Below are 26,515 nucleotides of genomic sequence, written 5' to 3' on the forward strand. Positions count from 1 at the left end.
GGTTTTTATGGAGAGAGATAGATTGGTTCGACTCAATTGGAGACTGGGTATGGTGGCAGGCATAACCTTGCTTTTGGGACCTGTCCTACGATTTTTGCTATCCTATACTGGTGCCCTCATCTATAAAGATCCTTCAAAAATGCTAATCGTCACGGTTGCCTTTTCTTTACTCCTGACATTTTTTAAGATTTTGATGATTGCATTAGGAACCTTTATGTTAATCTATTTTGAAGAAGATCAACAACTTCGAAAGTTGCCTTCCATTTTGTATATCCTTGGTGGTGTGATGGGATTTCTTTCGGCGACCGAGTGGATAGGAGGATTTCTAATCATTAAAGGCGCTGTTTCTTTTTCCAAATTTTTGAAAGAAATCTATGGACTTGTCTGATAATTTAGTGAAACAATCCGTTTGAGGGTTGTTTTTTTCAATTAAAGAATTATCTGGTGAAAGAATATGTTAGAGAAATACTTTTTTTATAAGAAAACATGATGTAACTAAGAATACTGATCGTTTAATTGATGCTTTAAATAACAAATAATTGCAATCGTTTCTTGATTGAATATCACGAATTAATAATAACTAGATGAGAGGACACTGTTCTCTCTTTTTAGTTGATTTTAACTAGCTTTTTTGTGAAAAATTGTGTAAAATAGAATAGATAAACGAGGGCAACCTCGAAAAATTAAAGGAGAATCCATCTAATGGTAAAATTGGTTTTTGCTCGCCACGGTGAGTCTGAATGGAACAAAGCTAACCTTTTCACTGGTTGGGCTGATGTTGATTTGTCTGAAAAAGGAACACAACAAGCGATTGACGCTGGTAAATTGATCAAAGAAGCTGGTATCGAATTTGACCAAGCTTACACTTCAGTATTGAAACGTGCGATCAAAACAACAAACTTGGCTCTTGAAGCGGCTGACCAATTGTGGGTTCCAGTTGAAAAATCATGGCGTTTGAACGAACGTCACTACGGTGGTTTGACTGGTAAAAACAAGGCTGAAGCTGCTGAACAATTTGGTGATGAGCAAGTTCACATCTGGCGTCGTTCATACGATGTATTGCCTCCAAACATGGACCGTGATGATGAGCATTCAGCTCACACTGACCGTCGTTACGCTTCACTTGACGACTCAGTTATCCCAGATGCTGAAAACTTGAAAGTGACTTTGGAACGTGCCCTTCCATTCTGGGAAGACAAAATCGCTCCAGCACTTAAAGATGGTAAAAACGTATTCGTAGGAGCTCACGGTAACTCAATCCGTGCCCTTGTAAAACACATCAAACGCTTGTCAGATGACGAAATCATGGACGTGGAAATCCCTAACTTCCCACCATTGGTATTCGAATTCGACGAAAAATTGAATGTAGTTTCTGAATACTACCTTGGAAAATAATCTATAAACAGAAAGCCTAGGAATTCCTAGGCTTTTTTGTATCTAAGTTTAAAAAAAGGCAATTTAGCTAATTGAAAAAGTATAAAATGAGAGGATATAGCTTATGAAATAGTAAGTTGTATGAATTAATCTTCTTTTGATTCGTAGCTCCAGTGTTCGTAGTTATAGGTTGATAAAATTATATCCGTGATTTCTTCCGGTTCTTCTTGCGCTCCCCCAGCAATCCAAAGAGAAATAATCCCTTCAATACTTGATAAGAAGATTTCCAAAGCGTATTTGTGAGGAATTTGGAAGTTTTCTGATAAGAAATGACGAGTCTTTTCTTTTTGATTTTCAGTTAGAATAATGCTACTTAGAAATTCACGAATTGCACCACGAAAGTCTATGTAATGACTTTGGGACAAGGCGTTAATAAGGCGTTCGTTCGAACGTAATATATAGAAGTTGGCTAACATAAACTTTCTAGGCGATTCTCTTTCTTTTTCTAAAAAAATGTAGAGCTGGGAAATAATTTCACTTTTAAAACTGTCAATCATTTGATATTTGTCTTCATAGTGTAGATAGAAAGTTCCCCTATTAATTCCTGCCCGTTTACAGAGTTTACTAATTGATATATTTTCAAATTTATCCTCTGATAGCAGCTGAATCAAAGCTTCTTTGATGTCTTCCTTAGTAGTAGTTTTTCGTTTCTGAACCATTTTTTCTTCCTTCTTCTTAAATCAACACTATGTTTATTTTTGATTATTGCTTTTTGACTTAGCCCATTATATAATATTCGTGATTTAGAATCAACATTTTGTTGATTTAAGAAAACGAGCTTTGAAAAGGAGATAAACGATATGGCTTATATTGAAATGAAACACAGCTACAAGCGTTATCAGGTTGGGGATACGGAGATTGTGGCTAATCGTGATGTGAATTTTGAAATTGAAAAGGGGGAGCTGGTCATTATCCTTGGTGCTTCTGGTGCTGGAAAATCAACCGTTCTCAATCTCCTAGGAGGTATGGATACCAATGATGAGGGGGAGATTTGGATTGATGGTGTCAATATTGCCAACTATAGTTCGCACCAACGAACAAACTACCGTCGTGAAGATGTAGGTTTTGTTTTTCAATTTTACAATCTGGTCTCCAATCTGACAGCCAAGGAAAATGTGGAATTGGCCTCAGAAATCGTGACAGATGCCTTGGATCCTGAGCAGGTTTTGACAGATGTAGGTCTGTCTCATCGTCTTAATAATTTTCCAGCCCAGCTTTCTGGAGGGGAGCAACAGCGAGTCTCCATTGCACGCGCTGTAGCCAAAAATCCTAAAATTCTCCTCTGTGATGAACCAACGGGTGCCTTGGATTACCAAACGGGGAAGCAAGTCTTGAAGATTCTCCAAGACATGTCTCGTCAAAAAGGAGCGACGGTGATCATCGTTACCCACAATGGCGCGCTAGCCCCTATTGCAGATCGGGTGATTCACATGCGCGATGCAACGGTCAAGAGCATGACGATCAATAAGCATCCGCAGGATATCGATACATTGGAGTATTAGTATGAAAAAAACATATCGGAAAGACCTATTTCAGTCAGTGAGTACTTCAAAGGGACGCTTTGTTTCTATCTTAACCTTGATGATGCTGGGTTCTTTAGCCCTTGTTGGTCTCAAAGTGGCCAGTCCAAATATGGAACGTACGGCAGGGGATTATCTCCGTAAAGCCAATACCCTAGATCTGGCAGTGATAGCTGATTATGGCTTGGACAAAGAAGACCAAGACGAACTAAAGGCCCTTCAAGGAGCAAGTGTTGAGTTTGGTTATATGGCAGACCTAACCGTTGAAAATAGTGAAGAAGCGGTTCGACTTTATTCCAAGCCAGAGGGGATTTCAACCTTCCAAGTGACAGAAGGGCGACTGCCAGAGGCTGATGAGGAAATTGCCCTAGCCGACTTCTGGAAAGACCGCTATCAGATTGGGCAGACCATTACCTTTACTAAGAAAGAAGAAGGGAAGTCCGTCCTAAAATCCCAAACTTTTACAATTACTGGATTTGTTCAGTCGGGTGAGATGCTTTCTCAAAAAGACTTAGGGAGTGCTAGCAGTGGAAATGGAAGCTTGGCTGGCTATGGAGTGATTTTGCCCAGCCAGTTTGATTCAGATGTTTATAGTATTGCGCGTGTGCGCTATGATGATTTAAAAAATCTGGATGCTTTTTCATCAGACTATAAGACCAAACGAACCCAACATCAGGAAGAGTTGCAAGACTTGCTAGCAGATAATGGTCAAAAAAGATTGACAGGTATCAAAGCAAATGGGCAGAAGAGCCTGGAAGAGGGGAAAGAACAGCTCCAAACTGCTGAAAGCAACTTTCAAAATGGCAAGAGTCAGTTAGAGCAGGCTGAAAGTCGCTTGAAAACCCAAGAAGAACAAGCGACCGCTTTACCAGAACCGCAAAAGAGTCAAATCACGGAGCAATTGACAAAAGCTAAGGAAGAATTTGCTACAGAAAAAGAAAAACTGGCTCAGACAGAGAGTAATCTAGACAAGGAAAAAGAGAAGCTTGAACAACGTCAGAAAGAGCTGGATGAACTGGCAGAGCCGAAATACCATGTATACAACCGTCAAACCATGCCAGGTGGTCAAGGCTATCTCATGTATAGTAACGCTTCAGCAAGCATTCGTTCTGTCGGGAATATCTTCCCCGTGGTGCTTTATATGGTCGCTGCAATGGTGACCTTTACAACGATGACTCGCTTTGTGGATGAAGAGCGTACCAACGCTGGTATTTTCAAGGCTCTAGGTTACCGGAATCAAGATATAATTGCCAAGTTTGTCCTCTATGGTTTTCTTGCAGGAACTGTGGGAACCCTTATAGGAACGCTTCTTGGACATTATCTCCTTGCAGGCGTGATTTCGGATGTTATAACAGCAGGAATGGTCGTTGGGAAAAGCCAGGAGTATTTTTACAGGTCTTATAGCATCCTTGCCCTAGCCTTGAGTTGGGTATCCAGTGTCTTGCCAGCTTATCTGGTGGCGCGGAGGGAATTACACGATGAAGCAGCCCAACTTTTGCTTCCCAAACCTCCCGTTAAAGGATCAAAGATTTTGCTGGAACGGTTGAGCTTTATATGGAGTCATTTGAGCTTCACTCATAAGGTTACAGCGCGAAATATTTTCCGTTATAAGCAAAGGATGTTGATGACCATTTTTGGAGTTGCAGGATCAGTTGCTCTCCTATTTGCAGGTCTTGGCATTCAGTCATCTGTGGGAGGAGTTTCCGAGCGTCAATTTGAACAAATCCAGCAATACCAGATGATTGTAGCGGAAAAGAGCAGTGCAACGGATCAAGAAAAAGCAGATTTAGAAAGTGCCTTGCAAGCTGAACCTATACATGCTTATCAAAAGATTTACTCTAAATCCATTGAAAAAGATTTCAAAGGCAAAGCAGGACTTCAAACCATCACCATGATGGTTACTAGTGGAGAAGACTTCAATCCCTTTATCACATTAGAGGAAAATGGGCGAGAGATGCAGTTCACTGATGGAGCGGTCGTGAGTCAAAAATTAGCCCAACTAGCAGGTGTTACAATTGGAGATAAGCTGGAGCTTGATGGGAAGGAAATCAAGGTCGCGGCTATTTCTGAAAACTATGTTGGACACTTTGTTTATCTCAACAGAGCGACTTATGAACAAGTCTACGGCACCAGTCCACAAGACAATACCTACCTAGTAAAATTAAAAGATCCAACACCTTCCAATACGGAGAAAGGAGCTGCTGTCTTTATGAAAGAAGCTGCTGTTTCTGGGGTGGTCCAAAATGCAACGGCCATCCATCTCTTTGAATTCGTAGCTAGTTCACTCAATAAAACCATGGCAATCCTTGTCCTTGTTTCCGTTTTACTAGCCATTGTCATTCTCTACAATCTCACCAATATCAATGTGGCAGAACGTATTCGTGAACTTTCGACTATCAAGGTTCTCGGTTTCCACAATAAAGAAGTAACCCTCTATATCTACCGTGAGACCATAGTGCTATCCCTTGTGGGAATTGCTCTCGGTTTGGTAGCCGGCCACTATTTACATCAATTTTTGATTCAAATGATTTCACCTGCCACCATACTCTTTTATCCTAAGGTCAGCTGGGAAGTCTATGCTCTTCCAATCGTCGCAGTGACTGTAATCTTAGCTTTACTGGGGGTCTTTGTCAATTACCACTTGAGAAAAGTGGATATGCTCGAAGCCCTGAAATCAGTAGAGTAATTCAAGCGTTTAAACAGTAAATCAGTTGACAAAGTCCCTGCTTCTTGGTAGAATAAGAACTGTCGTAAAGACAAATAACTTCTTCTTGGTTACAGGCATGCCAACCTGTCACTCGGATGAAGCCAAATAAAAAGGAGAAACATCATGGCAATCTCAAAAGAGAAAAAAAATGAAATCATCGCACAATATGCACGTCACGAAGGTGATACAGGTTCAGTAGAGGTTCAAGTTGCTGTCCTTACTTGGGAAATCAACCACCTTAACGAACACATCAAACAACACAAAAAAGACCACGCTACTTACCGTGGATTGATGAAGAAAATTGGTCGCCGTCGTAACTTGCTTGCATACTTGCGTAAAAACGACGTTAACCGTTACCGTGAGTTAATCAACTCTCTTGGACTTCGTCGCTAATCTGCTTTATTTTCCACTTACATTGCGTTGTCACCTTACCTCGATATACTCAAGTATAATGTTCGGTTACGGTTCCTAGCACTGTAAGGTAAAATAAACCAGAATGATCTCCCTTCGGGGAGATTTTTTGTTTCACTAAAATTTTCGTACAATCTTTGGCTCGTCGCCTAGTCTACAAACGTTTTATCCAGCAAGTCTCATGATGCTAAGGGCGCCAAAAATCCGTATGAAAATAGGGAAACGACGTAGTGTTCGATGAACACAAGGAGTTTCATCTTTTTCACTAGGATTATAGCCCGAGCTCAAATCAAGCTTTCAGATTTCAGAGGGCTTTTTTATTGAGGTTTTATCGGTCACAATTTTGGAGACTACAAAAACCTCAAATAGTATCAGCTAATTACACCATAATGCGCATCTACTCGGCTTGAAAAGTCGAGTAGCTGTCTGCAAGCCCCCTCGGAGAGCCCACACTTTACGAAGTAAAGTATAGTATGTTATACTTTACATGGAAGTAGTCACCGAATTTCAGTTAGAAATTACTTTGTAACTACGTTTTGAGGAGGAGTAAAATGCTTTCCTACGTTCGACATTACCCACTAGCGATAGCTAAATTAATGTGTCTGTGCTCTCCTAAAATCTGCTGATTTATTACTGACTAATACAGGAGGTTTTTATGGGACAGACAATCATATCTGCTATTGGTGTTTATATTTCCACCAGTATCGATTATTTAATTATTTTAATTATTTTATTTGCACAGCTATCACAGAATAAACAGAAATGGCATATTTATGCGGGGCAATATCTAGGAACAGGCTTACTTGTAGGGGCGAGTTTAGTTGCTGCTTATGTCGTTAATTTCGTGCCTGAAGAATGGATGGTTGGATTGCTTGGTTTAATCCCTATCTATTTAGGGATTCGCTTTGCAATTGTTGGAGAAGGTGAGGAAGAAGAGGAAGAAATTATTGAAAGATTAGAACAAAGCAAGGCAAATCAACTGTTTTGGACAGTTACATTGCTGACAATTGCGTCTGGCGGAGATAATTTAGGTATCTATATACCTTATTTTGCTTCGTTAGATTGGTCACAGACCCTCGTGGCGTTGCTTGTGTTTGTAATCGGCATAATTATCTTTTGCGAGATTAGTCGGATGTTATCCTCTATTCCGTTAATATTCGAGACAATTGAAAAATACGAGCGAATCATTGTGCCCTTAGTATTCATTCTACTTGGACTATACATCATGTATGAAAATGGCACGATAGAGACTTTTCTGACCGTGTAGATTTTTTGTTTCACTAGGATTTTAGCCCGGGTTCAAATCAGCTCTCTAATTTTAGAGGGCTTTTTATGTTGTCACTTTACCTCGATATAACCAAGTATAATCTTCGGTTACGATTATTAGCACTGTAAGACCAACTATATTTATTTTTCTCATCTTGTTCCATTGTTGAAAATATGGTATACTTTTCATGAGAATTTTCTAAATTTTTAATTTTGTCTAAGGAGGTTTTCATGCTTTCCAAATTTTCTGGAAGCCGACAAGATTTGCAATTTGTGTTGTTTTTGGGTATTTTGCTAAGTGTTTTAGGAATTTCACTTTTTATAGCTGTTTCTATGGGGTCCGTAGCGATTGATTTAGGAGATACCTATCGAATCATTTTGAGCAGATTGGGATTTCCTCTTGAGATAGGAGAGGTTTCCAAGTCTACTCTTGCCATTGTATGGAATATGAGGTTCCCCCGAGTATTGTTAGGTCTGATAGTAGGGGCTGGTCTTTCTATGTGTGGTAGCGTGATGCAGTCTACAGTGAACAATCCCATCGCAGAGCCCTATGTCTTAGGAATTTCTGCGGGTGCAACTCTAGGGGCAACTTTGAGCATCATTCTTGGTTTAAAATTGGTGATTAGCCTTGGAGCTTTCCTTGGAGCTATTTTGGCAACAGTCGCTGTCCTCATCATTGCCTCTATGCAGGGCAGGATGACGACTTCTAGTCTGATCTTATCAGGAACGGTGGTCAATGCTCTCTTTCTGGCCTTTTCCAACTTTATTATCTCAGTTGGCGCTAATGCGGACAGTGTGATGACCATTAAATTTTGGACCATGGGCTCGCTTGCCGGGACCACTTGGTCTGACTTAGTCCTGCCAACTATAGTAGTAGGATTGGCCTTTCTATTTTTCGCTACTCAGTATCGTGTTTTTAATGCGATGATGATGGGAGATGAGGCTGCTTTAACTTTGGGAATTCCCTTACGCTTCTATTGGTATCTTTACGTGACCGTGGTGGCTGTGCTGACAGCTGTCTTGGTGGCTACTTGTGGGATTATTGGATTTGTCGGTCTGATTACTCCTCACTTAGCTCGAGGGTTAGTAGGAACGAATTACAGGAGACTTTTTCCTGTTGCGACCTTGCTGGGTGCCCTCTTTGTCATCTGGGCAGATGTACTCTCTCGTATCATCATTCCAAACGCTGAGTTGCCGATTGGTATTTTCACAGCCTTAGTAGGTGCTCCCTTCTTTATCTACATTGTTGGAGGTAGGCGAAGGGAGGTGAGGGCCTGATATGGACTTGATTTGTCAGGATGTCCACTTTGGACTAGGAGAGAAAAAAATCCTCAAAGGAGTTTCTCTTAAGGTTGAGGGGCATCAATTTCACACGATACTAGGACCAAATGGAAGTGGGAAAACCAGTCTTCTTAAACTCCTCTATCGTCAGGAAAAGGCGGACAAAGGCTTGATAAGCCTAGATGGAAAGCCACTGGAGCATTGGTCACTCAAAGAAATAGCCAAGCAAATGGCAGTTGTTACCCAGTTTAATCAATTGCAGTTTGATTGTACAGTTGAGGAAATCGTCTTGCTGGGAAGAACTCCCCACCTCTCTTTTTTACAGAAGGAAAAGGAAAGGGATTATGCCCTCGTTCAAGGTGCTCTCGTCAAGGTGGATATGCTTGAGAAGAAAACTCGTCTCTATTCGTCTCTGTCAGGGGGGGAGAAACAACGAGTCTTGTTAGCACGTGCCTTGGCGCAAGAACCGACTCTCTTGCTCCTGGACGAGCCAACCAATCACCTGGATATCAAGTATCAGCTAGACTTGTTAGCCATTGTAAAAAATCTCAAGGTCAATGTTCTAGCTGTCCTACATGATATTCAACTTGCTTGTCGCTATTCGGATTATCTCTATCTGATGAAAGAGGGAGAAATCCTTTACCAAGGGACTCCAAAGGAGACCATCACCCCTGAGTCATTGCAAACTGTATACGGAGTTCAAAGTCAGGTGACTTGGACCGAGGATCAGCAGGCTATGATTCACTATTTATAAGAATGAAAAGGAAAATAAGATGAAAAAAACACTAAGCATTTTACTGGTAACAGTAGCTACCTTAACCATGGCAGCTTGTGGCAACACTACTACAGAAAAAGCTACCACGCAGTCTAGCACAGAAACAAGTCAAAAGGCCAGCACAGAGACGACTTATCCGTTAACGGTTAAAACCTATGATGTTAAGGGAAATGAAGTCGAACAAGTCTTTGACAAGGCACCTGAAAAAGTTATCACCAACAATCTTTCAACAACTGAAATCTTATTGGAGTTAGGCTTGAAGGATAAAATTGCTGGCATGCTCAACCCTGACAATGCTGTAACAGACAAATACAAGGACGCGATTGCGACCATTCCTCAAATCGGTGATAAAAAAACAGTCTCTCAAGAGACAGTCCTTTCTTATGAGCCAGATGCGGTGATGGGTCGAAACATGATGTTTTCAGAAAAATCCTTGGGAACAGTTAGCGCTTGGAATGAAAACAAAATCCCAGTCTATACGCAAAAAGCTTCTCTCTCAACGATTCAGCAAGATTTGGGAAATATCGTAGAAGATGTCAAAAATCTTGGAATGATTTTCAATGTTCAGGACAAGGCTAATGAATACGCAGCCCAATTACAAGCTAAAATTGACGCTGTTAAGAAAGCAAACCCGACAAGCCAAGGTGAAAAGAAAAAGGCTTTGATTATGGTTGCTTACAATGACGAAACCTTTGGTGCTTACAAGTCTGCTTTGCAAGAAAGCTTGTTGAATCAACTTGGTTATACCAACGTTGCAACGGGAACATCAGGCTTGACCTTGGAAAATCTCGTGTCAATGGATCCTGAATTGATTATCTATGTAACCAGTGACCGCAATAAAAAATTGGATACCAACGCAGTAGAGTTGATGAAGGCAAATGAAGTTTTAGAAAACGTTCCTGCAATTAAGAATCAAAAAATCATGACCATTTCTTACGATGAGTTGATGGACTATGGTCCAGCAGTGATTGATTCCCTTGAGAAAATCAATGACTTTATCAATAAATAATGAGTTTGATTGGGAAGGGATCCAAGTCAAAGTCAGTCTTCCTTCGACCTATGACCCTAATCAAACCTATCCAGCTATTCTCTTGAATGATGGAAACTTGGATTTTCTATCTTCCCTTTCAGAATCTGTGATTTTAGTGGGCTTGACCTCTAAAAATCGCCTAGACGACTACACTCCATGGAAGGCAGCTGCTCTGAGAGAGGGAACTCCAGATTTTGGCGGTCAGGCAAAGGTCTATCATGATCATTTATTTGGAGGTCTTTTAGACAGGTTGCAGTCGCTTTATCGTCTGGACAAAAAACGCCTTGCCTATGGAGGGTATTCACTAGGTGGTTTGGCGGTTGTATACAGTCTTTTCCATTTTGACAAGGTCTCCTGTATCTTCTCTATCTGCGGTTCCTTTTGGTATCCTGATTTTACGACTTATTGCAGGGATGAAAAGGTGAAAAATTTGGACTGTTTGCTGTATTTACAGAATGGCCAAACAGAAGGAGCCCATCATACCAATCGCTTGGCTCAAGCACCAGTTTATGCTGAGCAGATCCTTACTAGTCTTCAGAAGCACTATCCGACTAGTCAGTTTGTCTTTGATCCCTATGGGCATCATGAGCAAGTGGCTGAACGATTCCTAGCCTTTTCCAACTGGTTGGCTCAAAAATGGAAAATCGAATAAAAGAATTATCCCTTGGCTTTTGCCAAGGGATAATTGTATTTTTTAACCAAGAGACTCTCTCTTCTTATCTGGATTCCAGATAAAACTTGCAATGAAGGTAAAGATAATCGTTAGGATACCAACAACCACAGCAAGTATGAGGGCTGGGATTCGGACAAACCACCAGAGTGGATTTGGTTTTTGATCATTGTGCCATTGCTTGGTTTCTTCGTCCAAACGTTGGAATTCTGCTTGGATACGGTCTGCAACCATTTCAATCCCTTCATCATTCATTTTCTTGATGTCTGAGATATCGATAGGATTTCCAAAGTTCATATCCACACGTTCACGGCTGACTAAGCCTTTCAAGGTCATGGGACCGGTATAGGTAACCGGCATGATACGGACCTTGGCCATTTTAGCAATCAAGGCTACGCCACCCTTGACATCGTTTGAGTGACGGCTTCCACTTGGAAACATGATGAGAGAGCGGTCGCTTTTTTTGAGGACGTTGATAGGGTACTTTATGGCAGAGGCATTAGGTTTTTCTCGGTCGATAGGAAAGGCGCCACACATACGGATCCACCAGCCAAAGATACGGTTGTTAAACAGCTCTTTTTTGGCCATAAAGATGAACTGTTTTGGCTTGGTCGCAAAGGCCATGTAAACAGGATCCCACCAGGTACGGTGAGGTGCGACGAGGATATAGTTTTCGTCTCGGCTAGGAATTTTATCAGTATTGTGATAGTGGGCATTGCCATTGATGGACCACAAGATCAGCATGACTAGTCCACGCAAATAAGTATAAAACATGAGATCTCCTTCGATTGTATTGCTTTTATTATTATACCTTATCAAAAGACTGCTGGCAAACTTTTTCAGTTATCAGCCAATAGTTTTAGATGGGATTAGAATTCTTTTAAAAAAAATGATATGATAGAACTTATGGATAAAAATATGACAATGGGATTAACCCAAAGAGAAGTCAAGGAAAGACAGGCTCAAGGTTTGGTCAATGACTTTACCGCGTCGGCCAGTACCAGTACTTGGCAAATCGTTAAACGAAATGTTTTTACACTTTTTAACGCATTAAACTTTGTTATTGCTCTAGCGCTGGCTTTTGTACAGGCTTGGAGCAATCTTGTCTTCTTTGCCGTTATTTGCTTTAACGCTTTTTCTGGGATTGTGACTGAGCTGCGGGCCAAACACATGGTGGACAAGCTCAATCTCATGACCAAGGAAAAAGTCAAAACCATTCGTGAGGGTCAGGAAATTGCCATCAATCCAGAAGAATTGGTGCTGGGTGATGTTATTCGTTTGTCTGCTGGGGAGCAGATTCCTAGTGATGCCTTGGTTCTGGAAGGATTTGCAGAAGTCAATGAAGCCATGTTGACGGGTGAGAGTGATTTGGTGCAAAAGGAAGTGGATGCCTTGCTTTTATCAGGGAGTTTCCTAGCCAGTGGCGCAGTTTTGGCTCAAGTTCACCATGTCGGGGCAGAAAACTATTCTTCCAAACTCATGCTGGAAGCTAAGACAGTGAAACCGATCAACTCCCGTATCATGAAATCACTGGACAAGCTAGCAGGATTTACTGGGAAGATTATCATTCCCTTTGGTCTAGCTCTCCTGCTAGAAGCCTTAATGATAAAAGGCTTACCCCTTAAGTCATCCGTTGTAAATTCATCAACAGCCCTTTTGGGAATGTTGCCCAAGGGAATCGCCCTTTTGACCATTACTTCGCTCTTGACTGCGGTGATCAAGCTGGGCTTGAAAAAGGTTTTAGTGCAGGAGATGTACTCTGTTGAGACCTTGGCGCGCGTGGATATGCTTTGTCTGGACAAGACGGGAACCATCACCCAAGGAAAGATGCAGGTGGAGGCGGTTCTTCCTCTGACGGAAACGTATGGTGAAGAGACTATTGCCAGCATTCTGACCAGCTATATATATCATAGTGAGGATAAAAATCCAACAGCCCAGGCTATTCGCAAGCGTTTTGTGGGAGAAGTTGCTTATCCTATGATTTCCAATCTTCCCTTCTCCAGCGACCGCAAGTGGGGAGCTATGGAGTTGGAAGGGATAGGGACAGTTTTCTTAGGGGCGCCTGAGATGTTGTTGGACTCTGAAGTCCCAGAAGCTAGAGAAGCCTTGGAGAGAGGGTCACGTGTCTTGGTCTTGGCACTCAGTCAGGAAAAACTAGATCATCACAAACCACAGAAACCGTCTGATATTCAAGCCCTGGCCCTGCTGGAAATCTTGGACCCGATTCGAGAAGGAGCCGCTGAGACGCTGGACTATCTCCGTTCTCAGGAAGTGGGCCTCAAGATTATCTCTGGTGACAATCCCGTTACAGTATCCAGCATTGCCCAGAAGGCTGGCTTTGCGGACTATCACAGCTATGTAGATTGCTCGAAAATTACGGATGAGGAATTGATTGCCATGGCTGAGGAGACAGCTATTTTCGGACGTGTTTCCCCTCATCAAAAGAAACTACTGATCCAAACCCTAAAAAAAGCGGGTCATACAACAGCTATGACAGGGGACGGTGTCAATGATATTCTGGCCCTTCGTGAAGCAGACTGTTCTATCGTGATGGCTGAAGGAGATCCTGCGACTCGTCAGATTGCCAATCTGGTTCTCTTGAACTCAGACTTTAATGATGTTCCTGAGATTCTCTTTGAAGGCCGTCGCGTGGTTAATAACATCGCCCATATTGCTCCGATTTTCTTGATTAAGACCATTTATTCCTTCTTGCTCACTGTGATTTGTATTGCCAGTGCTTTTCTGGGACGGTCTGAATGGATCTTGATTTTCCCTTTCATTCCGATCCAGATTACCATGATCGACCAATTCGTGGAAGGGTTCCCACCATTCGTTCTGACTTTTGAGCGAAATATCAAGCCTGTTGAGCCAAACTTCCTCAGAAGATCCATGCTTCGTGCCCTACCAAGCGCTCTCATGGTCGTCTTCAGCGTCCTTTTTGTGAAAATATTTGGAGCGAGTCAAGGTTGGACTGAGATAGAGATTTCAACCCTACTTTATTATCTCCTTGGGTCTATCGGTTTCTTATCTGTATTTAGAGCCTGCATGCCATTTACCCTCTGGCGTGTCCTCTTGATTGTCTGGTCTGTGGGAGGCTTCCTAGCCACAGCTCTTTTCCCAATGATTCAAAAGTTGCTTGAAATTTCAACCTTGACAGGACAAACGTTGCCTGTTTATGGGGCCATAATGCTGGTCTTTACAGTGATTTTCATTCTAACTAGTCGTTACCAAGCCAGAAAATAAAGAAAGACTGCAATCTGTGGATTGCGGTCTTTTTAGGTGCAGGAGTGCTAGCTGAAATGTGGTATAATAAGAAATAATAGAGTTTTGGAAAGTGAGAGAAGATGATTTCAAAGAGATTAGAATTGGTGGCGTCCTTTGTTCCCCAAGGAGCCATTTTACTAGATGTGGGGAGTGACCATGCTTATCTGCCGATCGAGTTGGTAGAGAAAGGCCAAATTGATCGTGCTATTGCAGGTGAGGTAGTGGATGGCCCCTACCAGTCAGCGGTCAAGAATGTTGAAAGTCACGGTCTAAAGGAGAAAATTCAAGTTCGTTTAGCCAATGGCTTGGCAGCCTTTGAAGAGGCAGACCAAGTCTCTATTATCACCATCGCAGGTATGGGGGGGCGTTTGATTGCGACCATACTAGATAAAGGCTTGGACAAGCTTGGCAATGTGCAACGTTTAATCCTCCAGCCCAATAATCGTGAAGACGACTTGCGTATCTGGTTGCAAGATCACGGTTTTCAGATTGTGGCAGAAAGCATCATAGAAGAAGCTGGCAAATTCTACGAGATTTTGGTGGTGGAAGCGGGACAAATGAAGTTATCTGCCAGTGATGTCCGCTTTGGTCCTTTCTTGTCCAAAGAAGCCAGCCCAGTCTTTGTTCAAAAGTGGCAAAAAGAAGTAGCTAAGTTAGAGGTTGCTCTTGACCAAATCCCAGAGAAAAATAGAGAAGAACGTCAAGTTCTAGCTCATAAAATTCAAGCCATCAAGGAGGTGCTCCATGCTAGCAAGTGAAGTCATTAAACGCTATGAAGCCTTTTGCCCTCAGGAATTTTCAATGGAGGGTGACAGTCGTGGACTGCAAATCGGTACTCTAGACAAGGAGATCCAAAGGGTTATGGTTGCCCTCGATATTCGTGAAGAGACGGTTGCTGAAGCCATTGAAAAGGGTGTGGACTTGATTATCGTTAAGCACGCGCCTATCTTTCGTCCGATTAAGGATTTGGTAGCCAGCCGTCCACAAAATCAGATTTACATTGATTTGATTAAGCATGACATTGCCGTTTATGTCAGTCACACCAATATTGACATCGTTGAGAATGGTCTCAATGACTGGTTCTGCCAGATGCTAGGCATTGAGGAGACGACTTATCTTCAGGAAACAGGCCCAGAACGTGGGATTGGGCGTATTGGTGACATTCAACCTCAAACATATGAAGAATTTGCCAGTCATGTCAAGCAAGTATTTGACCTAGATAGCCTTCGCATGGTGCATTATCAAGAGAGTGATTTGAAGAAGGAAATTTCAAGAGTTGCCATTTGCGGTGGTAGTGGTCAGTCTTTCTATCCTGATGCTTTGGCAAAGGGGGCAGATGTCTATATTACTGGTGATATCTACTACCATACAGCTCAGGATATGTTGTCTGATGACTTGTTGGCGCTGGACCCGGGCCACTATATCGAAGTGCTTTTTGTGGAAAAAATCGCAGCACTCCTTAATCAATGGAAGGCAGAAAAGGATTGGACCATTGATATCATACCTAGCCAAGCATTGACCAATCCTTTCCACCATATCTAGTTAGGAAGTGAAGACAATGAAAAAAGTTGCCATTGTTGGAGCAGGAATTGTGGGGGCAACAGCTGCCTACTACCTCGCGAAAGAAAGCGACCTAGAGGTGACCATTTTTGACCATGGACAGGGGCAAGCAACCAAGGCTGCAGCAGGAATTATCAGTCCTTGGTTTTCCAAACGTCGCAATAAAGCCTGGTATAAGATGGCACGCTTGGGAGCTGACTTTTATGTGGATTTGTTGGCTGATTTAGAAAAATCTGGTCAGGAAATCGACTTTTACCAACGCTCAGGAGTTTTTCTCTTGAAAAAGGATGAGTCCAAGTTGGAGGAACTCTATAAGTTGGCCTCAGATCGCAGAGAAGAATCTCCCTTGATAGGCCAGTTAGCCATTCTAGATCAAGCATCTGCTAATAACTACTTTCCTGGTCTGCAAGGATTTGACCGCCTGCTCTATGCTTCTGGTGGAGCGAGAGTAGATGGTCAACTCTTAGTGACCCGTTTGCTAGAAGCTAGTCAGGTCAAGCTGGTCAAAGAAACAGTGAATCTGACACCTTTAGTATCCGGCTATCAGATTGGCGAAGAGGTGTTTGATCAGGTTATTCTAGCGACGGGAGCTTGGTTGGGAGGCATTTTGGAGCCTTTAGGATATGAGGTAGATGTTCGTCCCCAAAAGGGGCAACTCCGAGATTATCAGCTTGCCCAAGAAATGGAATCCTATCCTGTTGTCATGCCGGAAGGAGAGTGGGATTTGATCCCTTTTGCAGGTGGGAAATTGTCCTTGGGCGCTACCCACGAAAATGATATGGGATTTGGTTTGACAGTAGATGAAACCTTGCTCCAACAAATGGAGGAGGCAGCCTTACCCCACTATCCAGCCTTGGCAGAAGCGAAATCATCAGGTGAGCGTGTGGGAATTCGCGCCTATACCAGTGATTTCTCCCCTTTCTTTGGACAGGTGCCAGGCTTAGCGGGTGTTTATGCGGCTAGTGGTCTAGGTTCATCAGGTCTCACAACGGGTCCGATCATCGGGTATCATTTAGCTCAACTGGTCCAAGACAAGGAGTTTACCTTGGACCCATTAAACTACCCAATTACAAACTATGTCAAGCGAGTAAAAAGCGAATAAGATTTTACTGAAATTTTAGCAGGTAGTTTAGGATGTCAAATGACATTCCCTATCAAAAATGATAAAATAAGAAAAAATAATCCGAGAATCGAGGAAAAAAGATGCAAGAAAAGATTTTGGTAACGGGTGGTGCCGGATTTATCGGAACCCACACTGTTATTGAGTTGATCCAAGCAGGTCATCAAGTGGTTGTGGTGGATAATCTTGTCAATAGCAATCGTAAGAGTTTAGAAGTTGTTGAAAGAATCACAGGAGTTGAGATCCCTTTCTATGAGGCAGATATCCGTGACACAGATACCCTCAGAGATATTTTCAAGCAGGAAGAGCCGACTGGTGTCATTCACTTTGCTGGTCTGAAGGCTGTTGGTGAATCAACACGTATTCCTCTTGCCTACTATGACAACAATGTCGCTGGAACTGTCAGCCTTCTAAAAGCCATGGAAGAAAATAACTGTAAGAACATCATCTTCAGTTCTTCTGCGACAGTTTACGGTGACCCTCATACAGTTCCAATCTTAGAAGATTTCCCCCTTTCAGTGACCAACCCGTACGGCCGTACTAAGCTCATGTTAGAGGAAATTTTGACGGATATCTACAAGGCAGACTCAGAATGGAATGTGGTCTTGCTTCGTTACTTCAACCCAATCGGAGCGCATGAAAGTGGAGACTTGGGAGAAAATCCAAACGGCATTCCAAACAATCTCTTACCTTATGTTGCACAAGTAGCCGTTGGCAAACTAGAGCAAGTACAAGTTTTCGGTGATGACTATGAAACTGAGGACGGAACTGGTGTTCGTGACTACATCCACGTTGTGGACCTAGCCAAAGGTCACGTTGCAGCTCTACAAAAGATCCAAAAAGGTTCAGGCCTTAACATTTACAACCTTGGAACTGGTAAAGGTTACTCTGTTCTTGAAATTATCCAAAATATGGAAAAAGCAGTGGGACGTCCTATTCCTTACCGCATCGTAGAACGCCGCCCAGGTGATATCGCTGCCTGCTACTCTGACCCAGCAAAAGCCAAAGCTGAACTGGGTTGGGAAGCAGAACTCAGCATCACCCAAATGTGTGAAGACGCATGGCGTTGGCAAAGCAAGCATCCAAATGGATTTGAAGACTAAGATGATGATTTCAATCATTGTCCCATGTTTAAACGAAGAGGAAGTACTTCCTCTTTTTTATCAGTCTGTGGAAGTTCTGATTCCTGACTTGGGAGCAGAAATCGAATATGTCTTTGTAGACGATGGCTCTAGCGATGGGACCTTGGAGCTTTTGAAGACCTATCGGGAGCAAAATCCTGCGGTACGCTATGTCTCATTTTCACGAAATTTTGGGAAAGAGGCAGCCCTATATGCAGGCTTGCAGCATGCAACTGGAGACTTGGTGGTCGTGATGGATGCAGACCTTCAGGATCCTCCTAGTATGCTACTTGAGATGAAAGTCTTACTAGACCAAAATGCAGACTTAGACTGTGTTGGGACACGGAGAACTAGTCGGGAGGGAGAACCATTTTTCCGCAGTTTCTGTGCCGATCTCTTTTACCGCCTCATGCAAAAAATCAGCCCAGTAGCTCTGCCCTCAGGTGTCCGTGATTTTCGGATGATGAGAAGGTCTGTGGTGGATGCTATTTTATCCTTGACCGAGTCCAATCGTTTTTCTAAGGGCCTCTTTGCCTGGGTGGGTTTTAAAACGCACTTTCTCGACTATCCAAATGTCGAAAGACAGGCTGGCAAGACCAGTTGGAGTTTTAGGCAGCTCTTTTTCTACTCGATTGAAGGGATTCTAAACTTTTCAGATTTTCCCTTAAGTATAGCCTTTGTAGCGGGACTTCTATCTTGTTTTCTTTCTTTTGTGATGACAGTTTTTGTAGTGTTTCGGACTCTTATCTTGGGAAATCCGACATCTGGTTGGACGTCTTTGATGGCTGTCATTCTCTTTCTTGGAGGGATTCAACTCCTGACAATTGGGATTCTTGGTAAGTATATCAGTAAGATTTACCTAGAAACCAAAAAAAGACCACTCTATCTCGTCAAAGAAAAAAGTGACCTTTCTGTTATTGATGGAAAAAAATAACCAAAAAAGACTATAATTTTACCTAGAAATATGCTAAACTAGTAAGTGTGGGGAAAAATGAGAAAAAATCAATAACATTCATTCCCTGCTTCCTACGATGGATCTTTTAGAAGTGCACGTGTAGGACAATTTTTGATGGCCTCCAGAACATCGCTGGTCTCAGCGATTTCTCTTTGCAATTCAACTGGATCATCGTAAAATCGAACGATTCCATTATCATGGTAATCAAAGAGTTCAGAATAGGTTTGGCAAAGCCCGCAGGCGATGCAACGTTCGGGTATAAGTGTGACTTTCATATTTATATTGTAATAAGAAAATGTAAAAAAAACAAGGAGTAAGGTATGGAAAAAGAACCGTGGCAAGAAGATATTTACGAAAACAATGAAGAAGAAACAAGATCAGAGCGTCGACACCGGAATCAAAAAGGGGAAGGCGTTGTTGCCAATCGTGCCTTGACAGTTCTAGCTAGCCTCTTCTTTGTAATTGTTGTAGCGATGGTAGTTGTATTGATTTACCTATCAACCGGAGGAAGCAATCGTACTTCATCTTTGAAGGACTTCTATGATGCATCGTCTCCTTCTACAAGTTCAAGTTCTAAAGTGGAACAATCATCATCTTCAAGTAGCAAGGTAGAGGAAACAACTTCTTCTGAATCAACACCTTCAGAGAGCAGTTCGGAAGAACATGCAGAGGGTGAAGGAACACTTACAGTACAACCTGGAGAGGGAGAAGCAGCTCTTGCTCAACGTGCAGGGATTTCCATTGCCCAGCTAGAAGCCCTAAATCCTTCTCACATGTCATCTGGATCTTGGTTTGCCAACCCAGGTGATGTGATTAAGACAAGATAGGAGTCGGTCATGAAGACAATTCAAATTGCTATCGATGGTCCAGCTTCGAGTGGTAAGAGTACGGTCGCAAAGATTGTCGCTAAGGATTTTGGATATACTTATCTCGATACAGGTGCTATGTACCGTGCTGCGACTTATATAGCGCTCAAGCATCAGTTGGATGCAGGAAATGTAGACCAACTTCTTGAGCTCCTTAACCAACACCCCATTAGTTTTGGACGTTCAGAAACAGGTGAGCAACTTGTTTTTGTAGGGGATGTTGATATTACTCATCCGATTCGTGAAAATGAAGTGACCAACAAGGTTTCAAGCATTGCTGCCATTCCAGAAGTACGTGAGAAACTGGTTTCGCTCCAGCAAGAGATTGCTCAGCAAGGTGGTATCGTCATGGATGGGCGTGATATCGGGACAGTTGTTTTACCACAAGCTGAACTCAAGATTTTCCTAGTGGCTTCTGTTGAAGAAAGAGCAGAGCGTCGTTACAAGGAAAATATTGCTAAAGGGATTGAGACTGACTTGGAAACGCTGAAAGAAGAGATTGCGGCGCGTGACTACAAGGATAGTCATCGTGAGACCTCGCCTCTCAAACAGGCTGAGGACGCAGTTTACCTCGACACAACTGGACTAAGTATCCAAGAAGTGGTCGAAAAAATTGAATCAGAAGCAAAAAAATATATGTCCTAGGGACGAGAGGAGCAGGCTAGATGATACCTGCTCCTTTTCTCTCTTTTGCGCGCGTTTCAAAACAGTCTTTTTGGGAGAATTTTGATAAAATAGTAGTATCAATAAAAAGGACGGAAGCATGACAAAGAAAATCATAGCCATTTGGGCCCAGGATGAAAAAGGTGTGATTGGGAAGGAAGATCGTCTCCCTTGGCATTTGCCGGAAGAGTTGCAACATTTTAAGGAAACAACTTTAAATCATGCTATACTGATGGGGCGAGTGACCTTTGATGGCATGGGACGTCGTCTGCTTCCAAAACGGCAAACCTTGATTTTAACGCGTAATAGCGAAGAAGTCATAGATGGGGCGCTCGTATTTCAAAATGTGGAGTCTGTTTTAGCGTGGTATCAGAGTCAAGAAAAAAATCTCTATATCATTGGCGGAAAGCAGATTTTTCAGGCTTTTGAGCCTTATTTAGATGAAATCATCGTGACACAGATTCATGCTCAGGTGGAGGGAGATACCTATTTCCCTGATGAGTTTGACTTGTCTCGTTTTGAAACAGTTGCAAGTAAATCTTATACCCGTGATGAGAAAAACGACTATGATTTTACTATCGAATACCGAGATAGAAAGGAAGTCTAATGGAGCGAAGTATATTTGGATTTTTTACAGCTTTTTTGTGTGTGATCTGTATTTTGACTGGAGCACAGGCTTTTCGTAAGAAGCGCTATGGACTGTCTGCTTTACTCTGGTTGAATGCTTTTACCAATCTGGTGAACAGTGTCCATGCTTTTTATATGACCTTATTTTAGATAGAATGATAAATTAGAATGGAAGGAAATCATGCCTACAAATAGGAAAAATGATATGATGGTTTATTGCTCATTTTGTGGCAAAAGCCAAGAAGAAGTAAAGAAAATAATCGCTGGGAACAACGCCTTTATCTGTAATGAATGTGTGGAATTGGCTCAGGAAATCATTCGGGAGGAGTTGGCCGAGGAAGTTTTAGCAGACTTGTCTGAAGTACCAAAACCAATCGAACTCCTCAATATCTTAAACCACTATGTGATTGGTCAAGATCGTGCCAAACGTGCCTTGGCAGTGGCTGTATACAACCACTACAAACGCATCAATTTCCACGATACGCGTGAAGAGTCAGAAGATGTGGATTTGCAGAAGTCAAACATCTTGATGATTGGTCCAACTGGTTCTGGGAAAACTTTCTTGGCCCAAACCTTGGCTAAGAGCTTGAACGTGCCTTTTGCTATCGCAGATGCGACAGCTCTGACTGAGGCTGGTTATGTGGGTGAGGACGTGGAAAACATCCTCCTCAAACTCTTGCAGGCTGCTGACTTTAACATCGAACGTGCAGAGAGTGGAATTATCTACGTGGATGAAATTGACAAGATTGCCAAGAAGAGCGAGAATGTGTCTATCACACGTGACGTTTCTGGTGAAGGAGTGCAACAAGCCCTTCTCAAGATTATCGAGGGAACTGTTGCTAGCGTGCCACCTCAAGGTGGACGCAAACATCCACAACAAGAGATGATTCAGGTAGATACCAAGAACATCCTCTTCATCGTGGGTGGTGCTTTTGATGGCATCGAAGAAATTGTTAAACAACGTCTGGGTGAAAAAGTCATCGGTTTCGGCCAAAATAACAAGGCGATTGACGAAAAAAGCTCCTACATGCAAGAAATCATCGCGGAAGATATTCAAAAATTCGGTATTATTCCTGAGTTGATTGGACGTTTGCCAGTCTTTGCAGCTCTTGAGCAATTGACGGTCGATGACTTGGTTCGCATCTTGAAAGAGCCAAGAAATGCCTTGGTCAAACAATACCAAACCTTGCTTTCTTATGATGACGTTGAGTTGGAATTTGACGATGAAGCTCTTCAGGAAATCGCCAATAAAGCTATCGAACGCAAAACTGGTGCGCGTGGTCTTCGCTCGATTATCGAAGAAACCATGCTAGATGTTATGTTTGAAGTACCAAGTCAAGAAAATGTGAAATTGGTTCGCATCACAAAAGAAGCTGTCGATGGAACGGAAAAACCAATCCTAGAAACAGCCTAGAGGTGACTATGGAAATCAATACACACAATGCTGAAATCTTGCTCAGTGCGGCAAACAAGTCCCACTATCCGCAGGATGAATTGCCAGAGATTGCCCTTGCAGGGCGTTCAAATGTTGGCAAGTCTAGCTTTATCAACACCATGCTCAACCGCAAGAATCTGGCCCGTACATCAGGAAAACCTGGCAAAACCCAGTTGCTCAACTTCTTTAACATTGATGACAAGATGCGTTTTGTGGATGTACCAGGTTATGGCTATGCCCGCGTTTCCAAAAAGGAACGTGAAAAGTGGGGGCGCATGATTGAGGAGTACCTGACAACTCGGGAAAATCTCCGTGCGGTTGTCAGTTTGGTGGATCTCCGTCACGACCCGTCAGTAGATGATGTACAGATGTATGAATTTCTCAAGTATTATGAGATTCCGGTTATCATCGTTGCGACTAAGGCGGACAAGATTCCTCGTGGTAAATGGAACAAGCACGAATCAGCAATCAAAAAGAAATTAAACTTTGACCCAAGTGACGACTTCATCCTCTTTTCATCTGTCAGCAAGGCAGGGATGGATCAGGCTTGGGATACAATATTAGAAAAATTGTGAGGGAAAGAAATGGCAAAAACAATTCATACAGACAAAGCTCCAAAGGCTATAGGACCTTATGTTCAAGGGAAAATCGTTGGCAATCTTTTGTTTGCTAGTGGTCAAGTTCCACTATCTCCTGAAACTGGAGAAATTGTAGGAGAAACGATCCAAGATCAGACCGAACAAGTTTTGAAAAATATCGGTGCTATTTTGGCTGAAGCAGGAACAGACTTTGACCATGTTGTCAAAACAACTTGCTTCTTGAGCGATATGAATGACTTTGTTCCTTTTAACGAGGTTTACCAGACTGCCTTTAAAGAGGAGTTCCCAGCTCGTTCAGCTGTAGAGGTTGCACGTCTTCCTCGTGATGTAAAAGTCGAAATTGAAGTGATCGCAGAGATTGGATAAGCTAGTTGAAGTTTGGCTCTGCCAAACTTTTTTTGATATAAGGAGAGATAGATGACAAAGAAACAACTTCACCTGGTGATTGTGACAGGGATGAGTGGCGCAGGGAAAACGGTAGCCATTCAGTCCTTCGAAGATTTGGGATATTTTACGATTGACAATATGCCACCAGCCCTCTTACCAAAGTTCTTGCAGCTGGTTGAAACTAAAGATGATGACCACAAACTTGCCTTGGTTGTGGACATGCGTAGCCGTTCCTTCTTTTCAGAGATTCAGGCAGTTTTGGATGAATTGGAAAACCAGGATGAATTGGATTTCAAAATTCTCTTTTTGGATGCAAAAGATAAGGAATTGGTCGCCCGTTACAAGGAAACCAGACGGAGTCACCCTCTAGCAGCGGATGGTCGGATTTTAGACGGCATCAAGCTGGAGCGTGAACTTTTGGCACCTTTGAAAAACATGAGCCAAAATGTGGTGGATACGACAGAACTCACCCCGCGTGAACTTCGTAAAACCATTGCTGAGCAATTTTCAGACCAAGAACAAGCCCAGTCTTTCCGTATCGAGGTCATGTCTTTTGGATTCAAGTATGGGATCCCTATCGATGCGGACTTGGTATTTGATGTCCGTTTTTTGCCAAATCCATACTACCTTCCGGAACTCCGTAATCAGACAGGTGAGGATCAAGCAGTTTATGACTATGTAATGAATCATGAAGAGTCTGAAAGTTTCTATCAGCACTTGCTCGCCTTGATTGAGCCCATTTTGCCAAGTTACAAAAAAGAAGGCAAGTCTGTTTTGACCATTGCAGTGGGATGTACAGGTGGACAGCACCGTAGTGTTGCCTTTGCCAAACGCATCGCTGAGGACCTAGCTAAAAACTGGCCTGTCAATGAAAGCCATCGTGACAAAGACCGAAGAAAGGAAACGGTAAATCGTTCATGAGAAAACCTAAAATAACGGTGATTGGTGGAGGAACTGGTATCCCCGTCATTTTGAAAAGTTTGAGGGAAAAGGATGTTGATATCGCAGCCATTGTAACAGTCGCTGATGATGGCGGATCTTCTGGTGAGCTAAGAAAGAATATCCAACAACTGACACCGCCAGGAGATCTTCGTAATGTTTTGGTGGCCATGTCGGATATGCCTAAGTTTTATGAGAAGGTTTTTCAGTACCGATTCTCAGAAGAGGCTGGCGCTTTTGCTGGTCATCCCCTAGGTAATCTCATCATCGCAGGCCTTTCTGAAATGCAGGGATCTACTTATAATGCCATGCAGCTGCTAAGTCTCTTTTTCCATACAACAGGGAAGATTTACCCATCAAGCGATCAGCCTCTGACCTTGCATGCGGTCTTTAAAGACGGTTCTGAGGTAGCAGGTGAGAGCCACATTGCAGATCATCCGGGCATGATTGACCATGTCTATGTGACCAATACCTGGGATGATGAAACACCGCAAGCCAGCCGTCGAGTAGTCAATACTATTCTCGAGAGTGACATGATCGTCTTGGGGCCTGGTTCCCTCTTTACATCGATTTTGCCCAATATCGTGATTGAGGAGATTGGGCAGGCTCTCTTGGAGACTAAGGCAGAGATAGCCTATGTCTGCAATATCATGACCCAGCGTGGGGAAACAGAGTACTTTTCAGACAGTGACCACGTGGAAGTCCTCCATCGTCATCTAGGTCGGCCTTTTATTGATACGGTTTTGGTGAATATCGAAAAGGTTCCTAGAGAATACATGGATACCAACCGATTTGATGAATATTTGGTTCAGGTAGAGCATGATTTTGCTGGTCTTTGCAAGCAGGTTCCTCGTGTGATTTCATCCAACTTCCTTCGTTTGGAAAATGGAGGAGCCTTCCATGATGGCGATTTGATTGTAGACGAATTGATGCGCATCATACAGGTGAGAAAATGAGTTTTACAGTTGCAGTAAAAGAGGAAATTCTTGGTCAACACCATCTCAGTCGTCATGAGCTGTCGGCAATTATCAAGATGTCTGGCAGTATCGGTCTCTCGACTTCAGGCCTGACCTTGTCCGTCGTGACTGAAAATGCCAAGTTAGCTCGGCATCTCTATGAGTCCTTTCTCCATTTTTATGATATTAAGTCAGAAATTCGACACTATCAGAGAAGCAATCTTCGCAAGAACCGTGTCTATACGGTCTACACTGATGAGAGAGTGCAGGAGCTTTTAGCTGATTTGCGGCTTGCGGATTCCTTCTTTGGTTTGGAGACAGGTATTGATCCCGATATTTTAGCAGATGAAGAAGCCGGTCGTGCTTACTTATGTGGGGCCTTTCTGGCAAATGGTAGCATCCGAGATCCTGAGTCTGGTAAGTACCAGTTGGAGATTAGTTCCGTTTATCTGGACCATGCCCAAGGACTGGCCTCTCTCCTTCAGCAGTTTTTGCTGGACGCCAAGGTTATTGAGCGCAAGAAAGGTGCAGTTACCTATCTCCAACGTGCAGAAGACATCATGGATTTTTTGATCGTGATTGGGGCCATGCTGGCGCGTGATAATTTTGAGCGCGTCAAGATTTTGCGTGAAACCCGTAATGATCTCAATCGAGCCAATAACGCTGAAACAGCCAATATCGCTCGGACAGTTTCTGCTAGTATGAAGACCATTAATAATATCAGTAAAATCAAAGATAGAATGGGTTTGGAAAATTTACCCGTGGATTTGCAAGAGGTGGCTCAGTTGCGAATCCAGCATCCAGACTACTCTATCCAGCAGTTGGCAGATAGCCTGAGCAATCCCCTAACCAAAAGTGGTGTCAACCACAGACTAAGAAAAATAAACAAGATTGCAGATGAACTATAAAACCACGAATCGTTGATCCGT

Annotated in this window: 27 protein-coding genes and 1 pseudogene; 25 read left to right on the plus strand and 3 right to left on the minus strand. The window is 42.7% G+C overall.

What is annotated here, in order from left to right; all coding sequences use genetic code 11:
* Positions 1-7 precede the first annotated feature (7 nt).
* Both ACLV7H_RS03000 and ACLV7H_RS03005 read left to right on the plus strand, forming a co-directional pair.
* Positions 8-388: a hypothetical protein gene (locus ACLV7H_RS03000; RefSeq protein ID WP_045592438.1), complete on the plus strand. Its 381-nt coding sequence runs from the start codon at positions 8-10 to the stop codon at positions 386-388.
* Between the two features lie 314 nt (positions 389-702).
* Positions 703-1,395: a phosphoglycerate mutase gene (locus ACLV7H_RS03005; protein ID WP_000240126.1), complete on the plus strand. Its 693-nt coding sequence runs from the start codon at positions 703-705 to the stop codon at positions 1,393-1,395.
* Between the two features lie 125 nt (positions 1,396-1,520).
* Here the strand turns inward: ACLV7H_RS03005 and ACLV7H_RS03010 are convergent, their stop codons facing one another.
* Positions 1,521-2,093 (minus strand): TetR/AcrR family transcriptional regulator, encoded by a 573-nt coding sequence (locus tag ACLV7H_RS03010; RefSeq protein ID WP_042902697.1) that lies wholly within the window; start codon positions 2,091-2,093, stop codon positions 1,521-1,523.
* A 141-nt stretch (positions 2,094-2,234) separates the two neighbouring features.
* On the opposite strand from ACLV7H_RS03010, the gene ACLV7H_RS03015 reads away from it, so the two are divergent.
* From ACLV7H_RS03015 to ACLV7H_RS03050, 8 genes are all read left to right on the plus strand, one after another.
* On the plus strand, positions 2,235-2,936 hold the full coding sequence (locus ACLV7H_RS03015; protein ID WP_411866315.1) for an ABC transporter ATP-binding protein: 702 nt from the start codon (positions 2,235-2,237) through the stop codon (positions 2,934-2,936).
* Positions 2,932-5,640 carry an FtsX-like permease family protein gene (locus tag ACLV7H_RS03020; RefSeq protein ID WP_411867067.1) on the plus strand — a complete coding sequence of 903 codons (2,709 nt, stop codon included), beginning with the start codon at positions 2,932-2,934 and terminating at the stop codon, positions 5,638-5,640. The genes ACLV7H_RS03015 and ACLV7H_RS03020 overlap by 5 nt, the downstream gene beginning before the upstream one ends.
* 144 nt (positions 5,641-5,784) lie before the next feature.
* Positions 5,785-6,054: a 30S ribosomal protein S15 gene (gene rpsO, locus ACLV7H_RS03025; protein ID WP_001018251.1), complete on the plus strand. Its 270-nt coding sequence runs from the start codon at positions 5,785-5,787 to the stop codon at positions 6,052-6,054.
* Between the two features lie 673 nt (positions 6,055-6,727).
* On the plus strand, positions 6,728-7,339 hold the full coding sequence (locus ACLV7H_RS03030; protein WP_000531731.1) for a CadD family cadmium resistance transporter: 612 nt from the start codon (positions 6,728-6,730) through the stop codon (positions 7,337-7,339).
* 230 nt (positions 7,340-7,569) lie between these two features.
* Positions 7,570-8,616 (plus strand): FecCD family ABC transporter permease, encoded by a 1,047-nt coding sequence (locus ACLV7H_RS03035; protein WP_411866316.1) that lies wholly within the window; start codon positions 7,570-7,572, stop codon positions 8,614-8,616.
* Position 8,617: 1 nt separating this feature from the next.
* A complete protein-coding gene (locus ACLV7H_RS03040; protein ID WP_411866317.1) occupies positions 8,618-9,373 on the plus strand; it encodes an ABC transporter ATP-binding protein in 756 nt (251 codons plus the stop codon).
* A gap of 19 nt (positions 9,374-9,392) precedes the next feature.
* A complete protein-coding gene (locus ACLV7H_RS03045) occupies positions 9,393-10,403 on the plus strand; it encodes an ABC transporter substrate-binding protein (RefSeq protein ID WP_411866318.1) in 1,011 nt (336 codons plus the stop codon).
* A complete protein-coding gene (locus ACLV7H_RS03050) occupies positions 10,384-11,076 on the plus strand; it encodes an alpha/beta hydrolase-fold protein (protein ID WP_411866319.1) in 693 nt (230 codons plus the stop codon). Before ACLV7H_RS03045 ends, ACLV7H_RS03050 begins: the two co-directional genes overlap by 20 nt.
* Positions 11,077-11,118: 42 nt before the next feature.
* On the opposite strand, the gene ACLV7H_RS03055 is transcribed toward ACLV7H_RS03050, so the two are convergent.
* A complete protein-coding gene (locus tag ACLV7H_RS03055) occupies positions 11,119-11,868 on the minus strand; it encodes a lysophospholipid acyltransferase family protein (protein ID WP_411866320.1) in 750 nt (249 codons plus the stop codon).
* 132 nt (positions 11,869-12,000) lie between these two features.
* On the opposite strand from ACLV7H_RS03055, the gene ACLV7H_RS03060 reads away from it, so the two are divergent.
* The 6 genes and pseudogenes from ACLV7H_RS03060 to ACLV7H_RS03085 all read left to right on the plus strand — a co-directional run bounded on the left by ACLV7H_RS03060 (position 12,001) and on the right by ACLV7H_RS03085 (position 19,109).
* On the plus strand, positions 12,001-14,337 hold the full coding sequence (locus ACLV7H_RS03060; protein WP_411866321.1) for a cation-translocating P-type ATPase: 2,337 nt from the start codon (positions 12,001-12,003) through the stop codon (positions 14,335-14,337).
* Between the two features lie 101 nt (positions 14,338-14,438).
* Positions 14,439-15,116, plus strand: coding sequence for a tRNA (adenine(22)-N(1))-methyltransferase (locus ACLV7H_RS03065; protein ID WP_411866322.1), 678 nt, complete (start codon positions 14,439-14,441; stop codon positions 15,114-15,116).
* Entirely contained in the window at positions 15,103-15,900 is a 798-nt protein-coding gene (locus ACLV7H_RS03070; protein ID WP_411866323.1) for a Nif3-like dinuclear metal center hexameric protein, read from the plus strand. Before ACLV7H_RS03065 ends, ACLV7H_RS03070 begins: the two co-directional genes overlap by 14 nt.
* A gap of 16 nt (positions 15,901-15,916) precedes the next feature.
* Positions 15,917-17,020, plus strand: a complete 1,104-nt coding sequence (locus ACLV7H_RS03075) for an NAD(P)/FAD-dependent oxidoreductase (RefSeq protein ID WP_411866324.1) — start codon at positions 15,917-15,919, stop codon at positions 17,018-17,020.
* A gap of 101 nt (positions 17,021-17,121) precedes the next feature.
* Complete coding sequence (gene galE / locus ACLV7H_RS03080) at positions 17,122-18,141, plus strand: UDP-glucose 4-epimerase GalE (RefSeq protein WP_411866325.1); 1,020 nt, start codon at positions 17,122-17,124, stop codon at positions 18,139-18,141.
* A 1-nt stretch (position 18,142) separates the two neighbouring features.
* Positions 18,143-19,109 (plus strand): annotated as a pseudogene (locus ACLV7H_RS03085) (glycosyltransferase family 2 protein).
* 76 nt (positions 19,110-19,185) lie between these two features.
* Here the strand turns inward: ACLV7H_RS03085 and ACLV7H_RS03090 are convergent.
* Positions 19,186-19,389, minus strand: coding sequence for a ferredoxin (locus tag ACLV7H_RS03090; RefSeq protein ID WP_002874767.1), 204 nt, complete (start codon positions 19,387-19,389; stop codon positions 19,186-19,188).
* A gap of 45 nt (positions 19,390-19,434) precedes the next feature.
* On the opposite strand from ACLV7H_RS03090, the gene ACLV7H_RS03095 reads away from it, so the two are divergent.
* The 9 genes from ACLV7H_RS03095 (at position 19,435) to whiA (ending at position 26,494) form a co-directional block, all read left to right on the plus strand.
* Positions 19,435-19,941: an SAG1386/EF1546 family surface-associated protein gene (locus ACLV7H_RS03095; protein WP_045592377.1), complete on the plus strand. Its 507-nt coding sequence runs from the start codon at positions 19,435-19,437 to the stop codon at positions 19,939-19,941.
* 9 nt (positions 19,942-19,950) lie between these two features.
* Entirely contained in the window at positions 19,951-20,625 is a 675-nt protein-coding gene (cmk, locus tag ACLV7H_RS03100) for a (d)CMP kinase (protein ID WP_000849406.1), read from the plus strand.
* 118 nt (positions 20,626-20,743) lie between these two features.
* Positions 20,744-21,250, plus strand: coding sequence for a dihydrofolate reductase (locus ACLV7H_RS03105; RefSeq protein ID WP_411866326.1), 507 nt, complete (start codon positions 20,744-20,746; stop codon positions 21,248-21,250).
* A 201-nt stretch (positions 21,251-21,451) separates the two neighbouring features.
* Entirely contained in the window at positions 21,452-22,684 is a 1,233-nt protein-coding gene (gene clpX / locus ACLV7H_RS03110) for an ATP-dependent Clp protease ATP-binding subunit ClpX (protein WP_411866327.1), read from the plus strand.
* 8 nt (positions 22,685-22,692) lie between these two features.
* Entirely contained in the window at positions 22,693-23,280 is a 588-nt protein-coding gene (yihA, locus tag ACLV7H_RS03115; protein ID WP_411866328.1) for a ribosome biogenesis GTP-binding protein YihA/YsxC, read from the plus strand.
* 9 nt (positions 23,281-23,289) lie between these two features.
* Positions 23,290-23,670 (plus strand): RidA family protein, encoded by a 381-nt coding sequence (locus tag ACLV7H_RS03120; protein ID WP_411866329.1) that lies wholly within the window; start codon positions 23,290-23,292, stop codon positions 23,668-23,670.
* A 51-nt stretch (positions 23,671-23,721) separates the two neighbouring features.
* Positions 23,722-24,612, plus strand: a complete 891-nt coding sequence (gene rapZ, locus ACLV7H_RS03125) for an RNase adapter RapZ (protein WP_061586683.1) — start codon at positions 23,722-23,724, stop codon at positions 24,610-24,612.
* Positions 24,609-25,586, plus strand: a complete 978-nt coding sequence (locus ACLV7H_RS03130) for a YvcK family protein (RefSeq protein WP_411866330.1) — start codon at positions 24,609-24,611, stop codon at positions 25,584-25,586. The genes rapZ and ACLV7H_RS03130 overlap by 4 nt, the downstream gene beginning before the upstream one ends.
* Positions 25,583-26,494, plus strand: coding sequence for a DNA-binding protein WhiA (whiA, locus tag ACLV7H_RS03135; protein ID WP_411866331.1), 912 nt, complete (start codon positions 25,583-25,585; stop codon positions 26,492-26,494). The genes ACLV7H_RS03130 and whiA overlap by 4 nt, the downstream gene beginning before the upstream one ends.
* Positions 26,495-26,515: the final 21 nt, after the last annotated feature.

The organism is Streptococcus oralis (assembly GCF_965111685.1).
Lineage (GTDB): Bacteria > Bacillota > Bacilli > Lactobacillales > Streptococcaceae > Streptococcus > Streptococcus oralis_B.

Bases quoted from the DNA above. Each gene is read 5' to 3' on its own strand.
- cmk (WP_000849406.1), top strand. From the start codon at position 19,951: ATGAAGACAATTCAAATTGCTATCGATGGTCCAGCTTCGAGTGGTAAG.
- ACLV7H_RS03040 (WP_411866317.1), top strand. From the start codon at position 8,618: ATGGACTTGATTTGTCAGGATGTCCACTTTGGACTAGGAGAGAAAAAA.
- ACLV7H_RS03105 (WP_411866326.1), top strand. From the start codon at position 20,744: ATGACAAAGAAAATCATAGCCATTTGGGCCCAGGATGAAAAAGGTGTG.
- ACLV7H_RS03010 (WP_042902697.1), bottom strand. From the start codon at position 2,093: ATGGTTCAGAAACGAAAAACTACTACTAAGGAAGACATCAAAGAAGCT.
- whiA (WP_411866331.1), top strand. From the start codon at position 25,583: ATGAGTTTTACAGTTGCAGTAAAAGAGGAAATTCTTGGTCAACACCAT.
- ACLV7H_RS03005 (WP_000240126.1), top strand. From the start codon at position 703: ATGGTAAAATTGGTTTTTGCTCGCCACGGTGAGTCTGAATGGAACAAA.
- ACLV7H_RS03065 (WP_411866322.1), top strand. From the start codon at position 14,439: ATGATTTCAAAGAGATTAGAATTGGTGGCGTCCTTTGTTCCCCAAGGA.
- ACLV7H_RS03060 (WP_411866321.1), top strand. From the start codon at position 12,001: ATGGATAAAAATATGACAATGGGATTAACCCAAAGAGAAGTCAAGGAA.
- ACLV7H_RS03050 (WP_411866319.1), top strand. From the start codon at position 10,384: ATGACTTTATCAATAAATAATGAGTTTGATTGGGAAGGGATCCAAGTC.
- ACLV7H_RS03055 (WP_411866320.1), bottom strand. From the start codon at position 11,868: ATGTTTTATACTTATTTGCGTGGACTAGTCATGCTGATCTTGTGGTCC.
- ACLV7H_RS03120 (WP_411866329.1), top strand. From the start codon at position 23,290: ATGGCAAAAACAATTCATACAGACAAAGCTCCAAAGGCTATAGGACCT.
- ACLV7H_RS03030 (WP_000531731.1), top strand. From the start codon at position 6,728: ATGGGACAGACAATCATATCTGCTATTGGTGTTTATATTTCCACCAGT.
- ACLV7H_RS03045 (WP_411866318.1), top strand. From the start codon at position 9,393: ATGAAAAAAACACTAAGCATTTTACTGGTAACAGTAGCTACCTTAACC.
- rapZ (WP_061586683.1), top strand. From the start codon at position 23,722: ATGACAAAGAAACAACTTCACCTGGTGATTGTGACAGGGATGAGTGGC.
- galE (WP_411866325.1), top strand. From the start codon at position 17,122: ATGCAAGAAAAGATTTTGGTAACGGGTGGTGCCGGATTTATCGGAACC.
- ACLV7H_RS03090 (WP_002874767.1), bottom strand. From the start codon at position 19,389: ATGAAAGTCACACTTATACCCGAACGTTGCATCGCCTGCGGGCTTTGC.
- ACLV7H_RS03035 (WP_411866316.1), top strand. From the start codon at position 7,570: ATGCTTTCCAAATTTTCTGGAAGCCGACAAGATTTGCAATTTGTGTTG.
- ACLV7H_RS03015 (WP_411866315.1), top strand. From the start codon at position 2,235: ATGGCTTATATTGAAATGAAACACAGCTACAAGCGTTATCAGGTTGGG.
- rpsO (WP_001018251.1), top strand. From the start codon at position 5,785: ATGGCAATCTCAAAAGAGAAAAAAAATGAAATCATCGCACAATATGCA.
- ACLV7H_RS03000 (WP_045592438.1), top strand. From the start codon at position 8: ATGGAGAGAGATAGATTGGTTCGACTCAATTGGAGACTGGGTATGGTG.
- ACLV7H_RS03095 (WP_045592377.1), top strand. From the start codon at position 19,435: ATGGAAAAAGAACCGTGGCAAGAAGATATTTACGAAAACAATGAAGAA.
- yihA (WP_411866328.1), top strand. From the start codon at position 22,693: ATGGAAATCAATACACACAATGCTGAAATCTTGCTCAGTGCGGCAAAC.
- ACLV7H_RS03130 (WP_411866330.1), top strand. From the start codon at position 24,609: ATGAGAAAACCTAAAATAACGGTGATTGGTGGAGGAACTGGTATCCCC.
- ACLV7H_RS03075 (WP_411866324.1), top strand. From the start codon at position 15,917: ATGAAAAAAGTTGCCATTGTTGGAGCAGGAATTGTGGGGGCAACAGCT.
- ACLV7H_RS03070 (WP_411866323.1), top strand. From the start codon at position 15,103: ATGCTAGCAAGTGAAGTCATTAAACGCTATGAAGCCTTTTGCCCTCAG.
- clpX (WP_411866327.1), top strand. From the start codon at position 21,452: ATGCCTACAAATAGGAAAAATGATATGATGGTTTATTGCTCATTTTGT.